The organism is Acidipila rosea (assembly GCF_004339725.1).
GTDB classification, from domain to species: Bacteria; Acidobacteriota; Terriglobia; order Terriglobales; family Acidobacteriaceae; genus Acidipila; species Acidipila rosea.
This window is the reverse complement of the sequence record NZ_SMGK01000004.1, coordinates 77,506-99,967: the sequence shown is the minus strand read 5'-3', so window position 1 is coordinate 99,967 and position 22,462 is coordinate 77,506. Positions and strand designations below refer to the sequence as shown.

At 59.3% G+C, this 22,462-nt stretch carries 16 protein-coding genes and 1 tRNA gene; 7 read left to right on the top strand and 10 right to left on the bottom strand.

Annotation, left to right across the window (positions count from 1 at the left end; all coding sequences use genetic code 11):
- Positions 1 to 43: 43 nt before the first annotated feature.
- From C7378_RS12555 to C7378_RS12545, 3 genes are all read left to right on the top strand, one after another.
- On the top strand, positions 44 to 1,297 hold the full coding sequence (locus C7378_RS12555; RefSeq protein WP_131997222.1) for a pyridoxal-phosphate-dependent aminotransferase family protein: 1,254 nt from the start codon (positions 44 to 46) through the stop codon (positions 1,295 to 1,297).
- A gap of 61 nt (positions 1,298 to 1,358) precedes the next feature.
- Complete coding sequence (serA, locus tag C7378_RS12550; protein WP_131997219.1) at positions 1,359 to 2,960, top strand: phosphoglycerate dehydrogenase; 1,602 nt, start codon at positions 1,359 to 1,361, stop codon at positions 2,958 to 2,960.
- A 19-nt stretch (positions 2,961 to 2,979) separates the two neighbouring features.
- Complete coding sequence (locus C7378_RS12545; RefSeq protein WP_131997216.1) at positions 2,980 to 3,288, top strand: FmdB family zinc ribbon protein; 309 nt, start codon at positions 2,980 to 2,982, stop codon at positions 3,286 to 3,288.
- An 8-nt stretch (positions 3,289 to 3,296) separates the two neighbouring features.
- Here the strand turns inward: C7378_RS12545 and C7378_RS12540 are convergent, their stop codons facing one another.
- The 4 genes from C7378_RS12540 to mmuM all read right to left on the bottom strand — a co-directional run bounded on the left by C7378_RS12540 (position 3,297) and on the right by mmuM (position 8,593).
- A complete protein-coding gene (locus tag C7378_RS12540) occupies positions 3,297 to 3,665 on the bottom strand; it encodes a DUF6496 domain-containing protein (protein WP_131997213.1) in 369 nt (122 codons plus the stop codon).
- Between the two features lie 82 nt (positions 3,666 to 3,747).
- A complete protein-coding gene (gene purF, locus C7378_RS12535) occupies positions 3,748 to 5,262 on the bottom strand; it encodes an amidophosphoribosyltransferase (protein WP_243648233.1) in 1,515 nt (504 codons plus the stop codon).
- Entirely contained in the window at positions 5,259 to 7,604 is a 2,346-nt protein-coding gene (gene purL / locus C7378_RS12530; protein ID WP_131997210.1) for a phosphoribosylformylglycinamidine synthase subunit PurL, read from the bottom strand. Before purL ends, purF begins: the two co-directional genes overlap by 4 nt.
- 50 nt (positions 7,605 to 7,654) lie before the next feature.
- On the bottom strand, positions 7,655 to 8,593 hold the full coding sequence (gene mmuM / locus C7378_RS12525) for a homocysteine S-methyltransferase (RefSeq protein ID WP_131997207.1): 939 nt from the start codon (positions 8,591 to 8,593) through the stop codon (positions 7,655 to 7,657).
- A gap of 81 nt (positions 8,594 to 8,674) precedes the next feature.
- Here mmuM and C7378_RS12520 point away from each other — a divergent pair.
- A tRNA-Pro gene (locus C7378_RS12520) sits at positions 8,675 to 8,751 on the top strand.
- Positions 8,752 to 8,808: 57 nt separating this feature from the next.
- On the opposite strand, the gene C7378_RS12515 is transcribed toward C7378_RS12520, so the two are convergent.
- The 6 genes from C7378_RS12515 to C7378_RS12490 all read right to left on the bottom strand — a co-directional run bounded on the left by C7378_RS12515 (position 8,809) and on the right by C7378_RS12490 (position 19,149).
- Positions 8,809 to 10,527, bottom strand: coding sequence for a hypothetical protein (locus tag C7378_RS12515; protein ID WP_131997204.1), 1,719 nt, complete (start codon positions 10,525 to 10,527; stop codon positions 8,809 to 8,811).
- A gap of 163 nt (positions 10,528 to 10,690) precedes the next feature.
- A complete protein-coding gene (locus C7378_RS12510) occupies positions 10,691 to 13,786 on the bottom strand; it encodes an alpha-L-rhamnosidase (protein ID WP_131997201.1) in 3,096 nt (1,031 codons plus the stop codon).
- A gap of 280 nt (positions 13,787 to 14,066) precedes the next feature.
- Positions 14,067 to 15,692: a GH35 family beta-galactosidase gene (locus C7378_RS12505; protein WP_131997198.1), complete on the bottom strand. Its 1,626-nt coding sequence runs from the start codon at positions 15,690 to 15,692 to the stop codon at positions 14,067 to 14,069.
- Between the two features lie 112 nt (positions 15,693 to 15,804).
- Positions 15,805 to 16,527 carry a hypothetical protein gene (locus C7378_RS12500; RefSeq protein WP_131997195.1) on the bottom strand — a complete coding sequence of 241 codons (723 nt, stop codon included), beginning with the start codon at positions 16,525 to 16,527 and terminating at the stop codon, positions 15,805 to 15,807.
- 36 nt (positions 16,528 to 16,563) lie between these two features.
- Positions 16,564 to 17,868 (bottom strand): MFS transporter, encoded by a 1,305-nt coding sequence (locus C7378_RS12495; protein ID WP_131997192.1) that lies wholly within the window; start codon positions 17,866 to 17,868, stop codon positions 16,564 to 16,566.
- Positions 17,869 to 17,919: 51 nt separating this feature from the next.
- A complete protein-coding gene (locus tag C7378_RS12490) occupies positions 17,920 to 19,149 on the bottom strand; it encodes an amino acid deaminase (protein ID WP_243648232.1) in 1,230 nt (409 codons plus the stop codon).
- A 35-nt stretch (positions 19,150 to 19,184) separates the two neighbouring features.
- Between C7378_RS12490 and C7378_RS12485 the strand changes: the two genes are divergently transcribed.
- From C7378_RS12485 to C7378_RS12475, 3 genes are all read left to right on the top strand, one after another.
- Complete coding sequence (locus C7378_RS12485; protein ID WP_131997186.1) at positions 19,185 to 20,627, top strand: N-acyl-D-amino-acid deacylase family protein; 1,443 nt, start codon at positions 19,185 to 19,187, stop codon at positions 20,625 to 20,627.
- 79 nt (positions 20,628 to 20,706) lie between these two features.
- Entirely contained in the window at positions 20,707 to 21,093 is a 387-nt protein-coding gene (locus tag C7378_RS12480) for a RidA family protein (RefSeq protein WP_131997183.1), read from the top strand.
- The gene (locus tag C7378_RS12475) at positions 21,093 to 22,442 is read left to right on the top strand and encodes a GntT/GntP/DsdX family permease (RefSeq protein ID WP_131997180.1); all 1,350 of its coding nucleotides are present in this window, start codon (positions 21,093 to 21,095) and stop codon (positions 22,440 to 22,442) included. The genes C7378_RS12480 and C7378_RS12475 overlap by 1 nt, the downstream gene beginning before the upstream one ends.
- Positions 22,443 to 22,462 lie beyond the last annotated feature (20 nt).

Below are 22,462 nucleotides of genomic sequence, written 5' to 3'. Positions count from 1 at the left end.
ATAGAAAGAAACGCGCGGGGCTGCTGCTGGCTACAATAAAGACATGATTCGTAAGACACGTCTCTTCACGCCGGGCCCGACTCCGCTGCTGCCTGCTGCACAGTTCGCCATGGCTGCGGCTGATATTCACCACCGCACCGCAGAGTTCCGCGCTCTCTACCAGCGCGTTCTCGACCAGCTCAAGCTTTTCGTCGGCACGAAGAACGACGTGCTGCTGCTCTCCAGCTCCGGAACCGGCGCTATGGAAGCCGCCGTTTCTAACCTCACATCTCCGGGCGACCGCGTGCTTGTCCTCTCCGCCGGCAAGTTCGGTGAGCGGTGGACCGCACTGGGTAAGGCCTTCGGCTGCGAAGTCGATGTTGTCTCCGCACCCTACGGCCATACTTTTTCGCTTGAAGAAGTTCGCAAGGCTCTTAAGATCGAGACTCGCGCCATCTTCATGCAGGCCACAGAAACGTCGACAGGCGTCCGTCACTGCGTGCCCGCCATCGCCGATCTCATCAAGTCTGCGAATAGCAATGCTCTGCTCGTTGTCGACGCCATCACCGGCCTCGGCACCACCCACTTCGATATGGACGGCTGGGGGGTAGACGTGCTGATTGGCGGCTCCCAGAAGGCGGTCATGATTCCGCCGGGGCTGGCCTATCTCGCCGTCAGCGACAAGGCGTGGGAAGCGATGGAGATTTCGCTGAATCCCCGCTACTATTTTGACCTCCGCAAGGAGCGCAAGAACGCGCATAAGGGCGAGTCGGCCTACACGCCTGCCGTGGCCCTCATTGCGGGACTCGGCGCTGCCCTTGATTACATCGCACAGCAGGGTGGCGGAGATCTCGCTGCCGGACGTGCCGCTCTGGTCGAGAACGCAGAAACCTGCGCCGAGATGACCCGCGCAGCAATTGCTGCCATGGGACTGAAGCTCTACGCGCCAGACGCTCCCGCAGCCGCAGTCACCGCAGTTCTTTCTCCCGAGGGCATAGATTCCGGCGTATTCGTCAAGGAGTTGAAGTCGCGCTTCGCCGCTGTCATCACCAACGGCCAGGGCGAGATGAAGGGGAAGATCTTCCGCATTGCCCACCTCGGCTTCTTTGACTACATGGACACAATCTCACTCATTGGCGCGCTCGAGCATATCGCCGTCTCCGTGCTCAAGCTGCCGGGCTTCCAGTTCGGCCAGGCCCTCACCGCCGCACAGAAGGTCTTCGCCCAGCGCGATCCACAGGCTGCCGCAAAGCGTGAGTGTCAGTGTGGACGCGAAGTGAGTCATTGCGCACGGAAGACTGCCGCAGTTACTGCCTAAACAATCGCGATGAGGGGCGGAGTCTCAGCTCCGCCCGCGCGACCTGCCTTGAAGGAGCAAGATGAAGATCATTCTCGCCGAGAAAGTTTCCCCTGCAACGCTCGCCGTTTTCAAGAGTGAGCCTGACTGGCAGGTGCTTACCCACGATCAGGTTCCTGATCTACCAGCGGCACTTGCCAATGCTGACGGATTGGTCGTGCGCTCCGCCGTGCAGGTGGACGATAAGCTGCTAGCCTTCGCGCCGCGTCTCCGCGTTATCGGGCGCGCCGGCGTAGGGGTCGATAATATCGACGCTGACGCAGCCACTCGCCGCGGCATCGTTGTCATGAACACTCCTGGCGCCAATGCCATCGCGGTTGCAGAACTGACTCTCGGTCTCATGATCGCGCTTGGACGCCAGATACCCAAAGCCAATGCCACTATGCACGCGGGCAAATGGGAAAAGAAATCGCTTCAGGGAGTAGAGCTGCGCGGCAAAACGTTAGGCATCCTCGGCCTTGGCCGCATCGGCCTTGAGGTGGCGCGGCGCGCCCGCAGCTTCGGCATGGAGATCATTGGCCACGATCCTTTCGTCTCCGCAGCCATCGCGCGCGAGAACCAGATCCGGCTCGTCAGCGTAGAGGAGCTCTTCCGCGAGTCCGACTACCTCACGCTGCACGTCGGACTCACGCCGCAGACAGCCGGCATCATCAACGAAGCTTCCATCGCCACCATGAAGAAGGGCATCCGCATCATCAACTGCGCCCGCGGCGAACTGATCGTGGAAGAGGCGCTTGCTGAAGCTCTCAAGAGCGGCCAGGTAGGCGGTGCGGCGCTCGACGTCTTCCACAAGGAGCCGCTCAAAGACTCTGCATTTTTCGGACTCGAAAACGTCATCCTTACGCCACATATCGCTGGCTCTACCGCAGAGGCGCAGGAGGCCGTAGGCATCCAGATCGCCCTGCAGGTGCGCGAATATCTCAAGCTGGGAGTCGTGCAGAATGCCGTTAACATGCCCTCGCTCTCGCATGAGGAGTACCTGGAGCTCGAGCCTTACATCAAGATGGCCCAGCGTCTCGGCTCCTTCGTTGCACAGTTTCCTGAGGGGAACATCGAGAGCATCCACATCGCCTATAACGGCCGCATTGCAGACAGCAAGACGGAGCTGATTCGCAACAGCGCTATCGAAGGCGTTCTCGGGCACTCTGAAAACGTCAATCGCATCAACGCAGCCTCTGTCGCGATGGAACGCGGCATCCGCGTCCATGAGGATACGAAAGAGGCAGCCTCGGGCGGCGCAGGCAATGTAGTCAAACTCACCCTGCACACCCAGAACGCAGAGGTGACGGCGAGCGCAACAGTTCTGCACGGCAGCTCCGCGCGCCTGCTCAGCCTCGACGGCATCGACATCGAGGCGCCCCTTGAAGGCACGCTGCTGACCATCCACAACCAGGATGTCCCGGGCGTAATCGGGCGTATCGGCACCATCCTCGGAGAGCACCGCATCAATGTCGCCAACTTCGCTCTCGGCCGCTCTGACCGTAGCCATCGCGTTCCTCAGGGCACGGCGCTCGCGGTGGTTCAGATCGATGGAGAAGTGACGGATGCAGTCCTGAAAGCATTGCGCGGAGTGGATGCGATCTCGCAGGTGCGGCTCGTTAATCTCGGCGAAGAAGTAAAATAGCTGCTAGGGGATAAGCTACATGCCGCTTTACGAGTACCGCTGCAAGCAGTGTGGACATCAGTTTGAGAAGATTCAAAGCTTCAGCGCGGAAGACGAAAAAGAGTGCCCGCAGTGTCATGGAGAACTGGAGCGGCTCATCTCCGCTCCAGCTATCCAGTTCAAGGGCGCTGGCTGGTATGTGAACGACTATGCGGGTAAGAGCAGCGGGCCCAAATCTTCGTCAGCAGCGGCTGAAGGATCAAGCAGCAGTTCGGACAAAAGCTCGACGGCTACAGACAAACCCTCTGCGCCTGCGAGTTCCACTCCCGCCTCCGCTAAAAGCGAATAGCGATTTCTTCAGGCTTTTGAACTCTTTCTTCCAGAGCTCTTCTTAGAAGAGCTCTTTTTTGCGCCCGAGCTTTTCCGGGCTGTGCCCTTTTTGGCTGTGCTCTTTTTCGAACCTGAATTCTTTTTCGCGGCAGACTTCTTCTTAGCTGAAGCACTCTTTTTAGGTGGGGGCGGCGCCTTCTTGCCTTCTGCCCGCGCCTCCGACAGGCCGATCGCAATCGCCTGCTTCGGGTTGGTGACCTTCTTTCCGCTGCGGCCGGACTTGAGCTTACCCTTCTTCATCGCCTTCATCTCCCGCTCTACATCCGCGGAAGCGCTCGGGCTGTATTTCCTGCCCGAACCTTTCTTTGTCGAGGAACTCTTCTTTGCAGTCGCCATCGTATCTGCCTCCATCCAATGGGAAGCAGAGAAGCATCTACAGGTTGCGCCGCTTTCTGTTGATCGGAATCAGTGCCGGATCTTATCGGATAACAGCAGCCGCAGGCAGAATCTCATCTACATCTACCCAGTCCGTCGGATAGCTGCCGGTGTAGCACGCCACGCAATAGGTATTCCCTTCGCCACCATTGCATGCGTTTTGTAACCCTTCAAGTGACAAATAGGCGAGCGAATCAGCCTCTATGAACTGCCGTATCTCTTCGATCGAGCTGTTGGCCGCAATCAGCTCTTTCTTGCGCGGCGTATCAACCCCATAGAAACAGGGCGAGATCGTCGGCGGACAGCTGATGCGCAGGTGCACTTCCTTAGCGCCCGCGGCCCGAACCATCCGAACGATCTTCCGACTAGTCGTCCCTCTGATAATCGAGTCGTCGATCAGGATAATGCGCTTGCCCTCAAGCAGGTTGCGAACAGGGTTAAGCTTCAGCTTTACGCCGAAGTCCCGCACCCGCTGCTCCGGCTCAATGAAGGTGCGCCCGACATAGTGATTGCGAATCAGCCCGAATCGAAATGGAATCCCACTCTCGGCCGCATAACCAATTGCAGCCGTCACGCCTGAATCCGGAACCGGAACTACCAGGTCGGCATCAACACCTGACTCGCGCACAAGCTGCCGCCCCATCTGCTCGCGGCTCTCCTGCACCCAGCGCCCGTAGATTCTGCTGTCAGGCCGTGCAAAGTAGACATGCTCGAAGATGCAGCTCGCCTGCTGTATGCCAGTGGAATACTGCCTCGACGTAACTCCATCGCTAGTTACCATCACCAGCTCGCCCGGCGCTACATCACGCTCATACTTTGCCCGCAGCAGGTCAAAGGCGCATGTCTCTGAAGCAAATACGATGGTGTCCGGACCGTCCGGGTTCTCAATACGCCCCATTGAAAGCGGACGGAAGCCCCGCGGATCGCGAGCTGCAAAGATTCGGTCGCGCGTCATCATTACCAGCGAAAATGCGCCATCTACCTGTCGCAAAGAGTCGGCAATCGCATCGACCAGCGTGCTTTCTTTGGAATGCGCGATGAGCTGCACGATGATCTCAGAGTCGCTCGTTGTCTGGAAAAATGCGCCCGCTCGTTCCAGCCGCGCACGCACCGCGCCCAGGTTTACGAGATTGCCGTTGTGCGCGATTGCGATCAGGCCCTTTGTCGAATCCACGCGGATCGGCTGCGCGTTCAGCAGCGCCGAGTCGCCGGTGGTCGAGTAGCGCGTATGGCCGATCGCCATGTTCCCATGCAGCTTGGCCAGCACATCTTCGGTGAAGATCTCCGACACCAGTCCCATACCCTTGATGTTTGAAAGGTTGGTGCCGTCGGCAGTGGCGATTCCGGCTGACTCCTGCCCCCGATGCTGCAGCGCATAGAGCGCAAGATAAGCCTGCCGCGCAGCCTCCGGGTGGTGATGGATAGCCACAACCCCGCACTCTTCACGAAGCTTGGGGTCCTCTGAGATCTCCTGCGGGCTCGGGCCCGCGTCTAACTGCTCAGCATCCGCTGGCAATCCTTCGCCGTCGATCCCTTCCATCACCAACTGCGATTTCATGCCGTCACCACTTCGCGCAGCGCGCCTTCAAGTGCATGCGCCCAGCGGTTTTTAAGCCCGGTTACGTTGTCGCGAATCACCGGATGACGGTTGACTGCAATCTCAAATTGATCGGCCACTGTTTCTCCAAGGTGGTCCACACGCAGCCCGTCAAACGCGGCGACCAGGGCGCGAACTTTTCCCACAGCGCTCTCATCGCACGTAACAATCACCTGACTGGCGCTCTCCTGGAAGAGCGGCCACGCATGGGGCAGGTCCGCGCCTTCCAGCAGCTTCACGCTCACCCCGACATTATGCTCGAAGCATCCCTCGGCGAGAGCGACGGCGATGCCTCCATCCGAAATATCCCGCGCAGAATGCAACAGCTTCGCTGCAGCCAACTGAGAGAGAGCCTTCTGCAAACTGGCCTCCACTGCCAGATCCAGACTTGGCGGCACGCCCCACAACTCGCCCAGCACCTGCTTCGCATACTCTGAAGACCCAAACTCGCGCAACCGCTCCTCGATCGTTCCAATCTTTTCAGGCGAGATCAGCAGGACAGCATGACCCGGCGCTTGAAAGGCAGACGGAAGCGCTGTCGTTACGTCATCGATAATGCCGACAATGCCCAGCACTGGCGTGGGATAAATGCCCTCGCCCCGCGTCTCGTTATAGAGGGAGACATTGCCGCCTGTCACCGGAGTTCCCAGCGCAATGCAGGCCTCCGCGATGCCATCGATAGCCGCCGAAAGCTGCGCCATAATCTCCGGCTTTTCCGGATTGCCGAAGTTCAGACAGTTGGTAGCAGCAACGGGAGTCGCGCCGGTACAAGCTACCTTGCGAGCGGCCTCCGCGACTGCATGCTCGGCGCCGAGCTTGGGATCGAGATAACACCAGCGCCCATTGCCATCGAGCGCCATAGCCAGACCGCGCTGCGGGCCGCCATTTCCCGAATCCTTAATGCGCATCACGCCCGCCTCACAGCCCGGCCCCTGCACAGTGTTCGTCTGCACCATCGAGTCGTACTGCTCATGCACCCAGCGCTTCGAGCAGATATTCTCCGCGCCCAGCAGCAGGCGAAGATCATCTGCGTAATTCCGCTGCTGTACACGATCCTCATAGCCCAGCTTGTCCAGCGCGCTTCGGGTCGGCTCCATCTGCACCGGAGCTTTCCACTCGCCCACCGGCCGATGGTAGAGCGGAGCATCGTCCGTCAGCGACTGGTTCGGGATATCAGCGACCAGTACGCCGTGATGCCGGATGCGCAGCCGCGGTTCGGCAATGACCGTGCCCACGATAACTGCATCCAGCCCCCACTTCTTGAAGACCTCGAGAACTTCGTTTTCGCGACCCTTTTCAGCTACCAGCAGCATCCGCTCCTGGCTCTCGCTGAGCATCGTTTCGTACGCCGACATACCGGTCTCGCGCTGTGGCACCAGATCAAGCTCTACATCCAGCCCGACCCCGCCTCTCGCACCCATCTCGCAGGTCGAGCAGGTCAGCCCCGCAGCACCCATGTCCTGAATCCCCAGGACCGCACCGGTCGCCATCGCCTCGATACAGCCCTCCAGAAGCAGCTTCTCCATGAAGGGATCGCCGACCTGGACATTCGGCCTCTTCTGCTCGGAGCCTTCCTTGAACTCTTCGCTGGCCATCGTCGCGCCATGGATTCCATCGCGTCCGGTCTTCGCGCCGACATAGATCACCGGATTGCCGATGCCCGTGGCCTTGGCATAGAAAATTTCATCCCGGCGCACAAGCCCGAGCGCAAAGGCATTCACCAGAGGATTGCCCGAGTAGCACTCCTCGAACTTCGTCTCACCGCCCAGGTTTGGCACTCCAAAGCAGTTGCCATAGCTTGCTACGCCGCTCACCACGCCTTCAACAATGGTGTGATTCTTGTGCAGTAACTCCTGGGGAATCCCCTCCCCGGCAATCGGTCCGAAGCGAAGCGAATCCATCACCGCAAAAGGCCGCGCGTTCATGGTGAAAATATCGCGCAGAATGCCGCCAACCCCGGTGGTCGCGCCTTGAAAGGGCTCGATATAGGAAGGATGGTTATGGGATTCGATCTTGAAAGCGCAGGCCCAGCCATCACCAACGTCAATGATGCCGGCATTTTCGCCCGGTCCCTGCACCACGCGATCGCTCTTGGTCGGCAGCCGCTTCAGGTGTACGCGTGACGACTTGTAGGAGCAGTGCTCACTCCACATCACGCTATAAATGCCTAGCTCAGTGAGGCTGGGCGTGCGGCCCAGCGCTTCTTCGATACGCGCGTACTCCTCGGCTGTAATACTGTGCTGGGCGAGAAGCTCAGGGGTGACGGTGGTCGGTTCAGGGGCCACGGCGGCTACAGGTTTCATGGCGTTTAACAATATTGTCGCACGAGGCCGACCTTCGAACCGGACCGGCCTCACCAGGACACAGACTTAGCCCCCACCATCGCGGCCGCTCGGACCGCCGAAATATGTTCTGGCGTCGTCCGGCAGCATCCCCCCACAGCCTGGGCGCCAGCCTCAAACCATTGGCGGGCGAGCTCGCCATAACCGGCGACGTCTGAAATGCCCATCCAGCAGCGCCGCGCGGCATCCCAACCCTCCCCGGAGTTGGGGTAAACCACGATTGGCTTCGCCGATGCCGCTTGAAGAATGTGAATCAGGGGCAACATCAGCTCTGGATGCGTGCAGTTCACCCCGACAGCGACCACCTGCGGCTCTCCGCTCAGTATTGCGGCAACCTCTGCCAGCTGCTCACCATGCACCAACTGCGCTGCATTCCTGCAGGTAAAGGAAATCCAGGCGCCGATAGCGGGGTGAGAATGCAGCGATTCCAGGATCGCCCCAGCCTCCTCAAGCGAAGGGATGGTTTCAAAGGCCACAAAATCAGCGGCAGACGAGGCCAGCGCCTGCAGCCGCTGGCCGTGAAAACGCACCAGATCAGCGAAACTGCACGCATAGTTGCCGTGGTACTCGGCGCCATTGTGCAGCGCCGCGCCATAGGGCCCCAGCGACGCCCCCACCAGCGCATGGCGCCCCGTCTCCCGCTCATATTCGTTCCGCGCACGCACGGCCAGTTCAACCGCCAGTCCTAGCGCCCGGTCGGCGTCAGCAGCGCTGAACCCCACTTCCGCAAAGCCCATCCTCGAAACCTGGTAGCTCGCCGTCAGGATGCAGTCGGCCCCGGCTGCTAAGTAGTCACGATGAACTGTCTCGATCAGCTCAGGCCCAGTCTCCAGCACATGCGCCGACCACAGCGTGCCGGAGATGTCGGCTCCCCGACGCTCCAGCTCCGTAGCCATTCCACCATCAACGACATGTACAAAGCCGAAGTCGAGTTCTCTCAGCGGAGTCATGCTACACTCAGTCTAGCGTGCGCAGCATTGGCCCCGCCCACCAGGACCGGGAGCCGCGCAAGCTTCCTTCAGCAACACGATCGGGGAGTGGCTCAGCCTGGTAGAGCACCTGGTTCGGGACCAGGGGGTCGGAGGTTCAAATCCTCTCTCCCCGACCATTTTCAAACCTCTGATTCGTCCTCATTCAGTCGGCTATCATGATGGAGCGATCCCTTTCAGGTTTGCTGCGCCATCCATAGCCGCAAAGCACCCTGCTTGCCAGCGCATATGCTTACCCCGAAGGCAGTTTTCAAGGCCACGCCATTCGCGATGCGAACCGCATAGCTGAAATCTCTGAAGCGGTAGTGCAACTGATCGGCAGAGACCTCCTTCAGCGCACTGCGATCCGGAGCCCACACAAACTTCAGACCAAGGCGTGAGTGTGACGGCGCGTCTCTCAGCCTGAACGCTGTTTCCTGCTCATGAAACACAGCTACGAGCCTGCCGCCGCCTGCGAGGGGCACACTCGCTTGCAGCATGGAACCAGATTCACTCACCGTCGGTAAGCCAGCCATGGTCAGCGGCTTCTCGCTCCCATCCGGTGCGATCAGAACAAACTGGCCCATGGCGCGTACGCCCTTGCGGCCAGCGCGCACTTCGTCATCGCTCCAGTGATAGCCGTCGAGCACGGCCAGCAGACGCTGTTCGATACCATGTTGTCGCACGGGCTCTTCAAGATACGGCTGCGGGAAGCGGTCATCATAGACATGCAGATCCCGCAGGTAAAACTGATCCTCTACGAAATGCAGATTGGCACGGAAGTATTTGCTTTGATACCAGATGCTGCGCTGAGGCGCAGTGTCCCTGCCGAATGGATCCTTCAGCATCACCTGCGCCTGCGTCGGCGTTGACGTGAAGGAGCGCTTGAACCGGCGCCCCGTTTCGCCCATCGTCTCAACGATCAGTCCACCCTCGCTACGGGCACGGGCGAGCTTATCCATTTGCATCGGATAAGCCTTGCTCATCTGGGGCCAGCCGAAACTGTTCTCCTGCCCTAGTTGCGCATAGGCGACAGACTGGGTTGGCGCATGCGCCGTCATCTCCAGAAAGCGATCAACAAAGGTCTCCGATTGACCGGAGGGCCATACCGGCTCCATTGTGTCCGGATAAGGAAGCTGATTGTCGTAGTAATAAACCGGATCCTGCCCTAACAGGCGAAACATGGGAGTCGAGATCTGATTGCGAGCCGTCAGAGCAGGGCTCCATGCATTCTTCCGGCCCGGATAGTATGCAGCAATGGGACCGCCCCAGATCGTGAAGCCATCCGTAGCCAGCTGATCGCGGCAATTGCCAAAGGCATCGACGCCATAGTGGTCGGCTAGATATGCAATCGAGACTGCATCCAGGTTCCACGAAGCCACCGTCTTCGCATCATGGCCAAAGATACGTCGAAAGGTAGCCATGGCAGTATCGGCGAGCTTGCGACGCTCTTCCGGCGTGTACCCAATTGCATAGGCAATGGGCACATGATAGTCCCACTCCCATTTTGGATTGCCACGCCACGGAATCCCCGCATCGTCGCAGATCTTCCGGTTCATCTCGAACCAGATCCCCGGCTCATGATCCGGGGGCATTGCGTCTTTGAGGAAGTTGACGTACGGTCCCTCGACCAGCGCATCGTATTGCAGCAGCCACGTGGCCGGGAACCTGTGTGCCTTGATCAACGCCATCTGCTCACGTACCGGCTGGATCAGATCGATGCTCTCGCGCGGCTCCTCGGCACGAATAAAGTTCATGATGTTGATAACGCGCAGAGGTGCGCGCGTCTTAGCCCCTGCTGCTGGCATACCGGGTAACAGGCATGACGCAATGGCTGTCTTAACTCCCGCGGCCAGCACCTCGCGTCGCGTGTAGCCGTCCGGATTGCAAACCTTTAGTGGTTCTCTGGCAAACATAGTTATTTCAGGCAGACCGCTGAAGTACGTGTGTGGCTACTCCGCATCCGGAGTAGCCACACCCATGGAGTCTTACCAATCACCTTCCTGTTGTTCTCACCTTCCTGTTGTTCCTGCGCCTGTGGTCGACGAGCAACTATAAGACGCACAGAGCTCTCCCGCGCTACTGGATGGTATAGGAATGCGTCCCGCTCCCGATTGTCTCGGTTCTGTTCGCCGGCAGCAGGACGGTGGCCGTCGTATTCGCTGGAATTGTGATGGTGAAGCGGTGCTGTGCCTCCTGCCAGTCCGAGATAATCGTGCCGTAGTCCGAGTCATACTCGACATGAAGCTGCGGCAGAGCAGGGTCGAAATGAGGATGGATGGTGAGATGATGAAAGCCCGGTCCGGCCGCATCGGTATCGATACCTGCTGCACGGCGATAGACCCAGGCCATCACGGAGCCAAAGGCATAGTGGTTATAGGAGTTCATCGAGGGATCGCCTGTGTCTCCATTCCAACGCTCCCACCAGGTGGTAGCGCCCTTCTTCACCATGTAACCCCATGACGGATAAGTGTCCGACAGAAGAAGTTTGAAGGCCAGGTCGGAGCGGTTATTCTCGTCAAGCACAAACATGAGGAATGGAGTGCCAAGGAAACCAGTTGTGAGATGGTTGCCATGCGCTTCTATATCCTTCGCCAGACGATTGACCATACTGGCGCGCAATGACGCCGGCGCAATACCGGTAAACAGTGTGGCAAGATACGCCGTCTGCGTATTGCCGGCGACGCTTCCATCTTCTTTTACAAATGCCTTGCGGTAGGCATCTGCGATGTGATCGTACTGTTGCTGGTACTTATCTGCGTCGGCTGTCCGATGAAGCGCGTTGGCCATCTCCACCATCTCACGCGCAATCAGCGCCCAGTAGGCGGTACCGATGAGAGTTTTGGGAGTGTTCTGGTCCGGCGCAAGCCAATCCCCATAATTGTTGCCAAGATCATTGCGGCGGATGTAGTCGGGGTTGCTCTTCAGAATGAAGTCCATCCATCGCTGCATTGCCGGCCATGAACGCTCCACCACGGCAGCGTCGCCATACTGCAGCCATGCGGCATAAGGGATGAAGATACCGGCATCACCCCAGCCAGGGGCGCCGGGCTGCGGTCCGAGAATATTCGGAGATACGTCGGTAAAGGCACCGGCGGGAGTCTGTGCGTCCGTAACATCGAGCATGAACTTGTGCGTAAAGGCATCGATGTTGAAGTTATAGGAACCCGTCCGCCAAAAAACTCCGGCGTCGCCCATCCAGCCCAGCCGCTCGTCTCGCTGCGGGCAGTCGGTTGGGATCGAGACAAAGTTGCCCCGCTGTCCCCACGCGCCAAGCTGATTCATCTTGTTGAGAGTCTCACTCGAACTGGTGAGGCGTACCGAAGGCACAGGGGGCAGGCTGTTGTAGACAAGACCCTCGATGGTCGCAAGAGTAGGTGCCGTCGGCGGCGCCATCCCTACATAGGAAAACTCAACATAACGGAAACCGTGAAAGGTGAAAGCGGGTGTCCATGTCTCGTCGCCATCTCCTGAGAGAGCGTAGGTATCCGTCGCGTCAGCATTACGAAGATTTTCCGTGTAGATGCTGCCATCTGGGTTGAGACGCTCTGCATAGCGAAGCCTTACCACGGCTCCACGCGGCCCACGAACATGGATGCGAACATTGCCGACCATGTTCTGCCCCATATCGTAAACAAAAGGATGAGCCGAGCTTGCAGGATCCAGGCTGATGGGATGAAGCGTGATTGTGTGACTAATAGGTAGATCTGGCTGAGCAGTGACGACCATCCCGCTGTCGGGGGGATCTCCAGCGGATGCTTCTGTCCAGTGTGCAGCATTGAAGCCTGGCCTGCTCCAGCCATGCTGGGCAAGGCGCGCATCGTAGGACTCGCCACCATAAATCTCTGAGAAGGTAATAGGCGCTGAGGCTGTAAGCCAACTAGTATCCGTGACGATGGTCTGGTGCCTTCCATTGGCGAGCGTCAGGTCTAGTTGCGCACGAACCAGATCCGGTCCAGGAGTGTAGCGAAAGCCAGTCCAGGTCATCGGCGAGCTATACCATCCACCTCCGAGCAGAACTCCGATTGCGTTTGCGCCGTGGCTCAGCAGCGAGGTAACGTCATAGGTCTGGTAGAGGACGCGTTTGTGAAAGTCCGTCCAACCCGGCGAAAGCAGCATATCGGGCGCTACTGATTTGCCGTTGATGAATGCCTGGTAGGCACCGAGCGCGGTAATGCTGAGGCGTGCGGTGCGAACAGGCGAGTCGATGCTGAAGTCCTTACGCAGCAGCGACGCATCCGTAGTGATGCGGTCGGGGCCGGCAATTGCCTGCTGCCGATCCGTGCCAATCCCGAAGTACATCGAGAGCGGGCCTATTGCTTCCGCGCTCTGCCAGGCGCCATCAGCGGTGGAGCGGGCAAGCCAATGCTGGTTCGTGACAATGCGCTCACTCCTGCCATCCGCATGAGTGATGTGAATGGATGCAGCCACAGCCGACGGCGCCGTCGTGGATGGCGCATCTGCACGATGCGAAATTACATCCAGTTCAATGTCATTGTCTCCGGGGTGAAGCAGGGAGGTTATCTCCTCGCGATCAAACGCACCCCATTCGTCGTGATGACCCGAGACGTGGCCGTTGACGTGAGCAATGAACTTTCCACGCACCAGCACATGTAGGCTTGCCGCTTGCGGCTTGGCATTGAGATGTAGGTGGTAGAGAAAGTGTGCAGGCGTAGCTGAGGGAACACGCATCGGATCCGAATTCGCAAGCCATATCCAGCGAATATCCCTGAGTTCCTGTTCCGCAACAGGGTCTTTCCGCATGATCCACTGGCCCTTCCAGTCGCCAGCACTCATGAGCCCGGTCTCAAACCACGCCGGCGCAGAGGTCGTCTCTTGCCCCTTGTTATCCCAGACGCGGACCTGCCAGAGATAGCGTTGCTGTGGCTTGATCGCAGTGCCGGCATAGGCAATATTTACCGAATCGGAGGAGTGAACGCGTCCGGAGTCCCAGACGTCGGCCTTGCCGGAGCCGAGGTTCTTCGCATCGGTTGCAACGAGGATTTCGTAGGCGGACTGCATCCAGTTCGGAGTCTTTGCATCGCTCTGCCAGGAGAAGCTCGGATGCGGAGTGTCGATGCCCAGCGGGCTCTCAAGGGCGTTTGTTCTAAGGTGAACCGGAGCAGCGTGAGCAGAGGCTACCAGGATCATGAGGGATACTGCGAGTTTAGTCATCGATGGAAAGCTCCGGTCGTGGATTGAAACATAATACCTATTGAGATTGAAATATGCATAGTCGCCCCGGTGCAGCCGCCTCAGCTGGCCCGCTGCGCACTCAAGCCGATGTCAGGATTAGGGTTAGGATCGAAAAAGATCGCAGAACGGCTAATTGCAAAGGCGAGGTGAACTGCCTGCCCCCGGTTCCTCCGTGGCAGGCAGAGCTCTCTTGAAATGGCGTCAGAAATGTCGCAGGCGATGCGGCCCGGCGGATTTCACTGATCATTCAGCCTTCAGATCAGAATGTGCCTAGCTCGATCTGCGCTACGCTCCCCTGGTGCCGGAAGTTAAGCCCGCGGTCCGTTTCATCTCCGTTCAGAATGCGCAAAGGCTGCCACTTTCCGTTGCGGTAGCTGCCTTCCTCTGCCTGGAGAATCTGCATATGCTCGTGGCCGGGGCTGGTCAGCTGAAACGTAATGCTGGCGTCGAATCCCGTTACCAGGAACTTATCCGGCCCCAGTTGCGCCACGAGTGCTCGTCCGTGAAAATCCTTTGTTCCCGGCGGCCTCATCCCGTCCCTCTGCGGATAGCCGAAACCAATCGTCGCCTGCCACTTGCCAAAATTCAATGTTTGAACGGCCTGGCCTTCTTCTTCGACCGCGGTCTTCAATTTGCCTTCAAAGTTCAAGGCGGCAATCTCCCGATCCATCGGACCAATCAGCGCATAGTTCTCTGCGTGCATGCCAGGCAAGCCACCTGGAGGGATTGTTGCGTCGATGCGATCCACGCCAAAAGGTGAAAACCCGATAGCACCCATACCCAGCGCGGTAAAGAAGTAGCGGCCAAAGTCATCCCCCGAGCCGGTCTCCGGAATCCACAGTGGATTATCGGGTCTGCTGTACGTGCGAAGGATTTCCCGATAGAAAGCACCATCGCTTGAGTAGATATCCGGCCCGATGATGTCGATATCAGGCGTTTCCATCTTCCAAAGATTGAGCATCGACTGCACCGCGCCGCCGCTGGGGTAACTGATGCCGGGAGTTGGAATGCGCCTCTCCGGCAGCTCGCGGATGGGATAGCTCACCCACACATTCACATACATCGGCAGCGGATACTCAGCCTTACCGGCCTTGGCCACTTCATCGATGTATCGCGAAACCGAGTAGGCCTGAAAGGTTTCATCGGCATCGCCGCCGAACACCTGCTTCCAGGTTCCCGGAGTTTTATGCAGCCCTTTGAGCAGCGCTTCCGGCACCGTCCCCTCGAACTGCTTTTCCGCCATCGCAGAATAATCTCGCACGCTGCCGATGGCGCCCGATTCATTCTCAACCTGCACCATGATCACTGTGTGCTGATCGCCATCTAGCTGCTTCAGGTGCCGCATCAGCGTGCTGAAGGCCTTCTTATCCGCATCAAGATTGCTGGAGGAATTCGCTGACAGCACCTCGATGGGCTCGCCATGGGCGTCCCTCATTCGGGGGAAGCGTGAACCATCCATCTTGACCCACCGGGGCGTGTAGCGCATCTGGCCGTTCTTCCATGTGCCAAACCAGAGAAGGATCAAATGGAGATGGTGCTCGCGTGCCTGGTTCACCAGCGCATCGACCTCTGTAAAGTCGAACTTGCCCTCCGTCGCCTCAATCTGCTCCCAGTAAACCGGAGCGGCAACGGTATTCACGTGCATCGCCTCCATCCACGGCCACACCTTCGGCAACACGGATGCCCATGCGCTTGAGTTATGCATCTGCGCGCCCAGCACCAGATAAGGAGCGCCATCAACCATCAGCGCAAAGCGTCCATCCTGCCGCGAAATATGCGGCATATCCGCAGGGGTGGCCGGGGCAGTGCTTTGGGCTGGCGACAATGGAGCGAAGCTCAACAGGACAAGGCAGACAAGCAAGCCAGGCAGGAAATTGATTCGCAAGGAGGCTCCTCTTTGGAGGTCTGATTAGCCCTGCGAGGCCAAAGCCTGCCGCCGCACAGCCGCCCCAACTTTATCTCCCTGCCTGCGAACTTGTAAATGCACCCGCCGGGGTCTACTCCTGCTTTACGCTCGTGGCCTTATCGTTCTGGAACGTCACCGACCACTTCTTGCCTCCGGCATCGTAGTGCACAGTTCGATTGCCGACGTTCGAGGAGTCAGACTGCTGAATAACTCCCAGCGCCGCGGCGGTCTGCAACTCGTTCATCCCTACCTTTGCCTGGTGCTGATCGACCGTCTGCCACACGTCCGCGGGCCAGTGTTTATACATCGTATGAGGATCGTCATAGTAGAAGATGTCATCCGCGTAATACTTTGAGTCGGTGCCCTGCTCATAACCGATCGCGGTCGCATATTCCTTTTTGTCGCCTGGCATTGTGAACACGGCAAAGATCTGCTTATCCCCTTTTGGGATGCGATCCTCGATCTTTGCCGGTACCGCTTCGGGAACCATGTCCTTGATCTCCAGCGCCTGCATCCCCGGCAGCATCCCCTGGCTCTTCGCAAAATTCACCCTGTGCGCGGCATAGGGAAAATACTCCAGTTCGTAGCCAGCCTGTACCCAGACCGTTTTTCCGTCGAGAGCTTTTGCGGATTTCAAATCATCGATGAACAGCTTGCGAGGAATCACCATCTCATCCGCTGTCAGCTGTCGCTCCTGCGGCTGCGGCTTCTGGACAGCCGGAGCATTGCGCTCCCTCCAGATAAAGAACACCCTTACGCCAAGTGCGGCAAGTGCAATCAACGTAACGACGGCAATTTTCTGCCAGCTCTTCATGTAACTTCCCTTCCTTTCAACAGGATAGGATGCAGATCAGCGCTTCTGTACTTCCTGGGAGCGCTCGTTTAATTCCGCCTGCATCAGCGACTCGGAACTGAGCGCATCCGCTCTCCGCAGGCTCGGGAATAAACCCGCCCACAGACCTGTCACCACCAGGGATCCGATCCCTCCCGCGACAACGGCACGCACTGCGCCCCACCACTGGGCTGTCAGTCCACTCTCGAATTCGCCCAACTCATTGGACGCGCCGACAAACAGCGAATTCACGGCACTCACCCGGCCACGCATCTGCGGCGGCGTCGCCAACTGCAGCACGGAAGACCGGATAACCACGCTCACCATGTCTGACGCTCCGACGATCAACAGCGCCACGAGCGACAGAGGCACGCTCCTCGACAATCCGAATACGATGGTCGCCACGCTGAAAATGCCAACGCAGACAAACATCTTAGCGCCTGCCCCATGCTTGATCGGCATCCATGTCAGCGTCATCGAAACCAGCAACGCCCCGATTGCAGGGGCCGCCCGCAGCAATCCCAATCCGCGCGGCCCTGCATGCAACACGTCTACCGCAAAGATCGGCATCAACGCTACCGCACCTCCCAGCAGCACTGCAAAGAGGTCGAGCGTGATTGAGCCCAGCAGGATACGCGTCCGCCAGACATAGCGAAATCCTGCCAGCAGCACATCTACTGATATCGCCTTATGCTCCATCCGCCCCGGCCGCACGTGTAGCGACCCTACCAGCACGAGGAAACACATCAGCATGACAAGAGTGAAGGAGTAGACCAGCGCCGCGCCCGACAACCGCCCGTGGAGTGGCAGCGTAAAGAGCAATCCGCCCAGCGCCGGGCCTGCAAAGTTGGCCATTTGGAAAACCGTCGCGCCCCACGTCACCGCGTTGACGAAGTGCTCCTTCGGAACCAGGTGTGGGATAAGCGCAGAACTGGCCGGTCCGCTGAACGCACGGCCCGTTCCTACCAGAAATAGCACGCTGTAAATTGGCATCACGCGGTGGATTCCGTGTAGCGCAAACAACAACAGCAGAGTGCTGCAAACCGCCTGCAGCGAGTAACAGACGAGAATCACCGTTCTGCGATCAAAGCGGTCCGCCACATGCCCTGAGGGCAAAATGAACAGCAACCCGGGCAGAAAGAGCGCCAGCCCCGTATAGCCCAGATCCAGCGCACGATGGGTAATCTGATAGACCTGCCACGCGACCGCAAGCGCCTGCGCCTCAGCGCCGATGATAACCGAGAGCCGCGCCAGCGAGTAGAGAGTGAAGTCCCGCGAGAGAAACGCCGCGATTGCGTCGCGACCTGGTGGTTGGTCTGACATTGTCTGATGCTTTTATACCCTGCTGGCGGTACTTCGCGCTTCTCTGCTGGCTCAGAAGTAGGTTTCCACCATATCCACTACATTGTAGTTTTCGTCGACCACCGCGATCCATCGCCACTTGTCAAACGTAAGACAAGGGTGCGAGATGTCGAATCCGATCATGTCGCCCACCCGCAGGTCGTCCTCTTCCTCGATCGCCAGGTAAGCATGCTGGTCCATCATTCGGGTAAGCTTCCATCCAGGGAGCGCAGGAAGAGGCTGCATATTGCCCGGGCGGCAGTGCAGCGTCGGAACAGGCAGCCCGGCATCAAAGGCTGCGTCACGCTTGCCCAGAGTTATGATGGCCTTCTGCGGTTCAGGAATCGACTGCACATAGGCCCAGAGTTGCATTGCAGGCTGCAGGCCCGGCGCCAGTTCCGCAGCTAGGGCACTTCGCGCCTCGATCTCCTGCTGCGCTAGCCGGTAGATCCCCACATCGTGGGTCAGGTAGCAACCAGGCCTCAGGATAATCTCCGCCTTCAGGCCCTTTGCTGCCGCGCCGAAGACCTCAGCGACCACGTCATACCAGGCCGAGCCCGCGCCTGTAAGCAGGAAAGGGCTGCGATCAAAGCCACGGCTCACGGCAATCTCACGAGCCGTCTCTACCACTTCATCGAGAAACAGCCGCACCGCGGCCTCGTTATCGAGAACGCCTTCATACACTTCCACGCCGCAGAGCGCCAGACTCCCGGGCCAGCGTCCCAGAGCGTCGAGCACCTCTTCTAGCTGCTGCTGGTTTCTCACCCCTGCGCGCCCGCCGTCGGAGCCCAACTCTACCAGCACATTCAGGCGCTGCCCCTGAGCCTTAAAAAATGCCCCGAGCAACTCCACCTGCGCCGCCGAATCCACCAGACAGAAGAACTCGCAGCCGGGCAGCAGGTGCGACACTGTGGTCATATTCTGCCGTCCCACAAGCTGGTTCGCCATCAGGATACGGCGCACCCCGTACTCTGCCGCGACTCGAGCCTGCTGAGCCGTCGCCACAGTTATTCCCCATGCTCCCGCCTTCAGCTGCTTTTCGAATAGCGCAGGGGCCATCGTCGTCTTGCCGTGCGGAGCCAGCTGAACGCCGCTGGCTCGCGCAAAGCGCTGCATCCACGCCAGATTATGTTCCAGGCGGTTACTCAGGAGCACGGCAGCCGGCAACATCAGGTCCTCACGCAGCAGGTTCAACCCACGCGCGACAACCTCCTCTACCGTTGCCGGACTCTCCAGCGAGCAAATTCCTTTATTCAGCGGCAAAATATTCTGCATTGCGAATACTATAAGCTCTTAACATGCCGGCGACCCTGATCCGCAATGTATTGCTGGTGGATGGAAGCGGCGAACCGCCGCGCCCTGCAGATGTTCTGCTGCGTGACAGCCTGATTGAACGCGTCGGAACGCTACCAGCCGAGAGCGCGGATACCATCATCGACGCGAACGGCCTCGCGCTCGCACCTGGTTTCATCGATTCTCACACCCACGACGATACTGCCATCCTGCACACCCCGCAGATGCTGCCCAAGTTGTCCCAGGGCGTCACTACCGTCATCGCCGGCAACTGCGGCATTTCAGCGGCTCCCGTGCGGTTGCGCTCTGACCCGCCTGACCCGATGAACCTGCTCGGCGATGCCAGCACATTTCAGTACCCCACCTTCGCCTCCTACGTCGAGGCAGTCCATGCCGCGCGTCCTGCCGTCAACATCGCTGCCTTTGCCGGACACACCGCCCTGCGCAACAATCACATGGACCGCCTCGACCGCACCGCCACCCACGCGGAAATCGCTGCCATGCGTGTGGATCTGCAGGAAGCGCTCGACCACGGCGCATTAGGACTGAGCACCGGCCTTGCCTACCTTTCGGCATTTTCCGCCACAACGGAAGAAGTGCTCGCTCTCGCAGAGACGCTCGCCGCTGCGGGCGCCATCTATGCAACGCACCTCCGCAGCGAAACGGAGCAGATCCTCGCCGCGATGGACGAGGCTTTCCGCATCGGACGCTCCAGCCGCGTTCCCGTCGTCATCTCTCACCTCAAGTGCGCTGGCATCACCAACTGGGGCCGCAGCGGCGAAGTGCTCGCGCGGCTCGACGCTGCCAGCACCGGTCAAACCATCGGCTGTGACTGCTATCCCTACGCCGCCGGCTCGAGCACTCTCGATCTTCGCCAGGTGGACGAACGCGTGAAGATCACCATCACATGGTCCACTCCGCACCCTGAGCAATCCGGCAAAACACTCGCGGAAATCGCCGCCGCCTGGAGACTCTCGCACCTTGAAGCGGCCAAGCGACTGCAGCCCGCCGGGGCCATCTACCACAGCATCTCCGAATCAGACATGCGCGCCATCCTTAGCCACCCTGCCACTATGATCGGCTCAGATGGCCTCCCACTCGACCCGCATCCGCACCCTCGACTTTGGGGCGCCTTTCCGCGCGTCCTCGGCCGCTACAGTCGCGACCTCGGGCTCTTTCCGCTGGAGGAGGCCGTGCGCAAGATGACATCCTTGCCTGCAGCCCGCTTTGGCCTCGTTCATCGCGGACTGGTGCGCGATGGCTACTGCGCGGACCTCGTTCTCTTTGATCCGCAGCTCATCTGCGACACCGCGACCTTTGAGCACCCAGCACAGGTCGCCGGCGGGATCGAATCCGTCTGGGTCAACGGCAGGCTAAGCTATTCCCGCGGAGCCGCGACTGGCGATCGATCAGGGAAATTCATTCCTCGCGGGAGCATTATCGCGTGAGCGAAAGCCGCGAAGAAGCGCGTATCTCGACACCACCGGTAAAGAATTTACAACTCTATTTCTTCCAGGAGAACCCATAATGAAGCGTTACGGAGCGGAAGGCGGCAAAGGTACGGGTGGCCAGCATCTTCCCTTTTCCCGCGCGGTTGAGGCGGACGGCTGGCTCTATGTCTCAGGTCAGGTGCCCATGCTCAATGGTGAGGTAGTCGAAGGCGGCATCATCACCCAAAGCCAGCAGGCGATTCGCAACCTGCTCGGAATCCTGCGCGAAGCCGGTTACGGTCCTGAGCACGTTGTCCGCTGCGGCGTCTGGCTCGACGATCCTCGCGACTTCCAGTCGTTCAACAAGGTCTTCCGCGAACACTTCGGCGAACACCCTCCGGCCCGCGCCTGCGTCGTCTCCAGCATGGTTGTTGACTGCAAAGTGGAGATTGAATGCGTCGCCTATAAGAAGCCGGAAGCGTGATGCCTGTCCACAGCATCTATCTACTCACCGCAGCCGTCGTCTCTGTCCTTGCGCTCGTCGTTCTTATCGCGCGTTATAAGGTCAACCCGTTCCTTGCGCTCTGCCTTGCCTCGTTTGCTCTCGCGCTTGCCACCAGAATGCCGCTCCACACCATTGTTCCGGCGTTCGAGAGCGGTGCCGGCAATACGCTTGGCCACATCGCCATCATCGTCGGCCTCGGCACCATGCTCGGCAAAATGATGGCCGAGTCTGGAGGAGCGGAACGCATTGCACATACCCTCGTCGGCGTCTTCGGCGAAAAGCGTATTCCCTGGGCGATGGTACTGATCGGCATCCTCGTTGGCCTGCCCGTCTTCTTTGATGTCGGCTTCGTTCTGCTGGTGCCTATTGCCTACACTGTAGCCCGCCGCACTCGGCAATCCTTGATAGCCGTGGGTCTGCCCATGGCTGCCGGACTCTCCGTCGTTCACGGCCTCGTCCCGCCGCATCCCGCTGCCATGCTAGCGGTTGCGGCCTTTCACGCGGATACAGGACGCACCATTCTCTACGCGCTCATCATCGGCATTCCCACCGCCATCCTCGCGGGCCCTGTCTACGCCCGCTGGATATCCCCGCGCATCACCCTCGACACTGACAACCCCATCGCCGCACAGTTCCTTGACCAGGATCTGAGCCACGGGCTGCCTGGTTTCGGCATCACCCTGGCCACCATTCTGTCACCCGTCTTCCTGATGCTCTGCGCCAGCTGGGCTGATGCTTTCTCGCGCCCTGGCTCCGCACTCAACCAGTCACTCCGCCTGCTCGGCAGCGCCGACGTAGCCTTACTCATTGGAGTTGTCTTCGCCTTCATCACCCTGGGCCGCATGCGTGGCTTCAGCAAAGAGACGCTTCTCCGCTGGTCAAACGAGTGCCTTGCACCCACGGCTATCATCATCCTGCTCATCGGCGCGGGCGGTGGCTTCGGCAAGATCCTCGAGGCAAGTGGCGTAGCTGCGGCTATCGTAGATGTGGCCATGCATGCTCATGTGCCCATCATCCTGCTCGCCTGGTCTGTTGCCGCGCTGGTGCGTCTAGCCACGGGCTCCGCTACGGTTGCCATGACTACGTCGGCAGGCATCATCGCACCCATCGCCCTGCACCTGCCCGGCATGCACCCTGAACTGCTGGCCATCGCCACCGGCGCAGGCTCACTCGTCTTTTCTCATGTGAACGATGGCGGTTTCTGGCTCGTCAAGGAGTACCTCAACCTGAGCGTCACCGACACCTTCAAAACCTGGTCGGTCTGCGAGACCATCATCTCCATCGCGGGCCTGTTACTGTCGATGGCCATGTCGCTGATCGTGCGCTGAACCGGCGCATCCGGCGAGAA

Excerpts from the sequence above, each read along its gene's own strand:
- mmuM (WP_131997207.1), bottom strand. The coding sequence starts at position 8,593 with ATGACTCCGCTGAGAGAACTCGACTTCGGCTTTGTACATGTCGTTGAT.
- purL (WP_131997210.1), bottom strand. The coding sequence starts at position 7,604 with ATGAAACCTGTAGCCGCCGTGGCCCCTGAACCGACCACCGTCACCCCT.
- purF (WP_243648233.1), bottom strand. The coding sequence starts at position 5,262 with ATGAAATCGCAGTTGGTGATGGAAGGGATCGACGGCGAAGGATTGCCA.
- C7378_RS12555 (WP_131997222.1), top strand. The coding sequence starts at position 44 with ATGATTCGTAAGACACGTCTCTTCACGCCGGGCCCGACTCCGCTGCTG.
- C7378_RS12500 (WP_131997195.1), bottom strand. The coding sequence starts at position 16,527 with ATGAAGAGCTGGCAGAAAATTGCCGTCGTTACGTTGATTGCACTTGCC.
- C7378_RS12475 (WP_131997180.1), top strand. The coding sequence starts at position 21,093 with ATGCCTGTCCACAGCATCTATCTACTCACCGCAGCCGTCGTCTCTGTC.
- C7378_RS12485 (WP_131997186.1), top strand. The coding sequence starts at position 19,185 with ATGCCGGCGACCCTGATCCGCAATGTATTGCTGGTGGATGGAAGCGGC.
- C7378_RS12495 (WP_131997192.1), bottom strand. The coding sequence starts at position 17,868 with ATGTCAGACCAACCACCAGGTCGCGACGCAATCGCGGCGTTTCTCTCG.
- C7378_RS12515 (WP_131997204.1), bottom strand. The coding sequence starts at position 10,527 with ATGTTTGCCAGAGAACCACTAAAGGTTTGCAATCCGGACGGCTACACG.
- C7378_RS12545 (WP_131997216.1), top strand. The coding sequence starts at position 2,980 with ATGCCGCTTTACGAGTACCGCTGCAAGCAGTGTGGACATCAGTTTGAG.
- C7378_RS12480 (WP_131997183.1), top strand. The coding sequence starts at position 20,707 with ATGAAGCGTTACGGAGCGGAAGGCGGCAAAGGTACGGGTGGCCAGCAT.
- serA (WP_131997219.1), top strand. The coding sequence starts at position 1,359 with ATGAAGATCATTCTCGCCGAGAAAGTTTCCCCTGCAACGCTCGCCGTT.
- C7378_RS12510 (WP_131997201.1), bottom strand. The coding sequence starts at position 13,786 with ATGACTAAACTCGCAGTATCCCTCATGATCCTGGTAGCCTCTGCTCAC.
- C7378_RS12540 (WP_131997213.1), bottom strand. The coding sequence starts at position 3,665 with ATGGCGACTGCAAAGAAGAGTTCCTCGACAAAGAAAGGTTCGGGCAGG.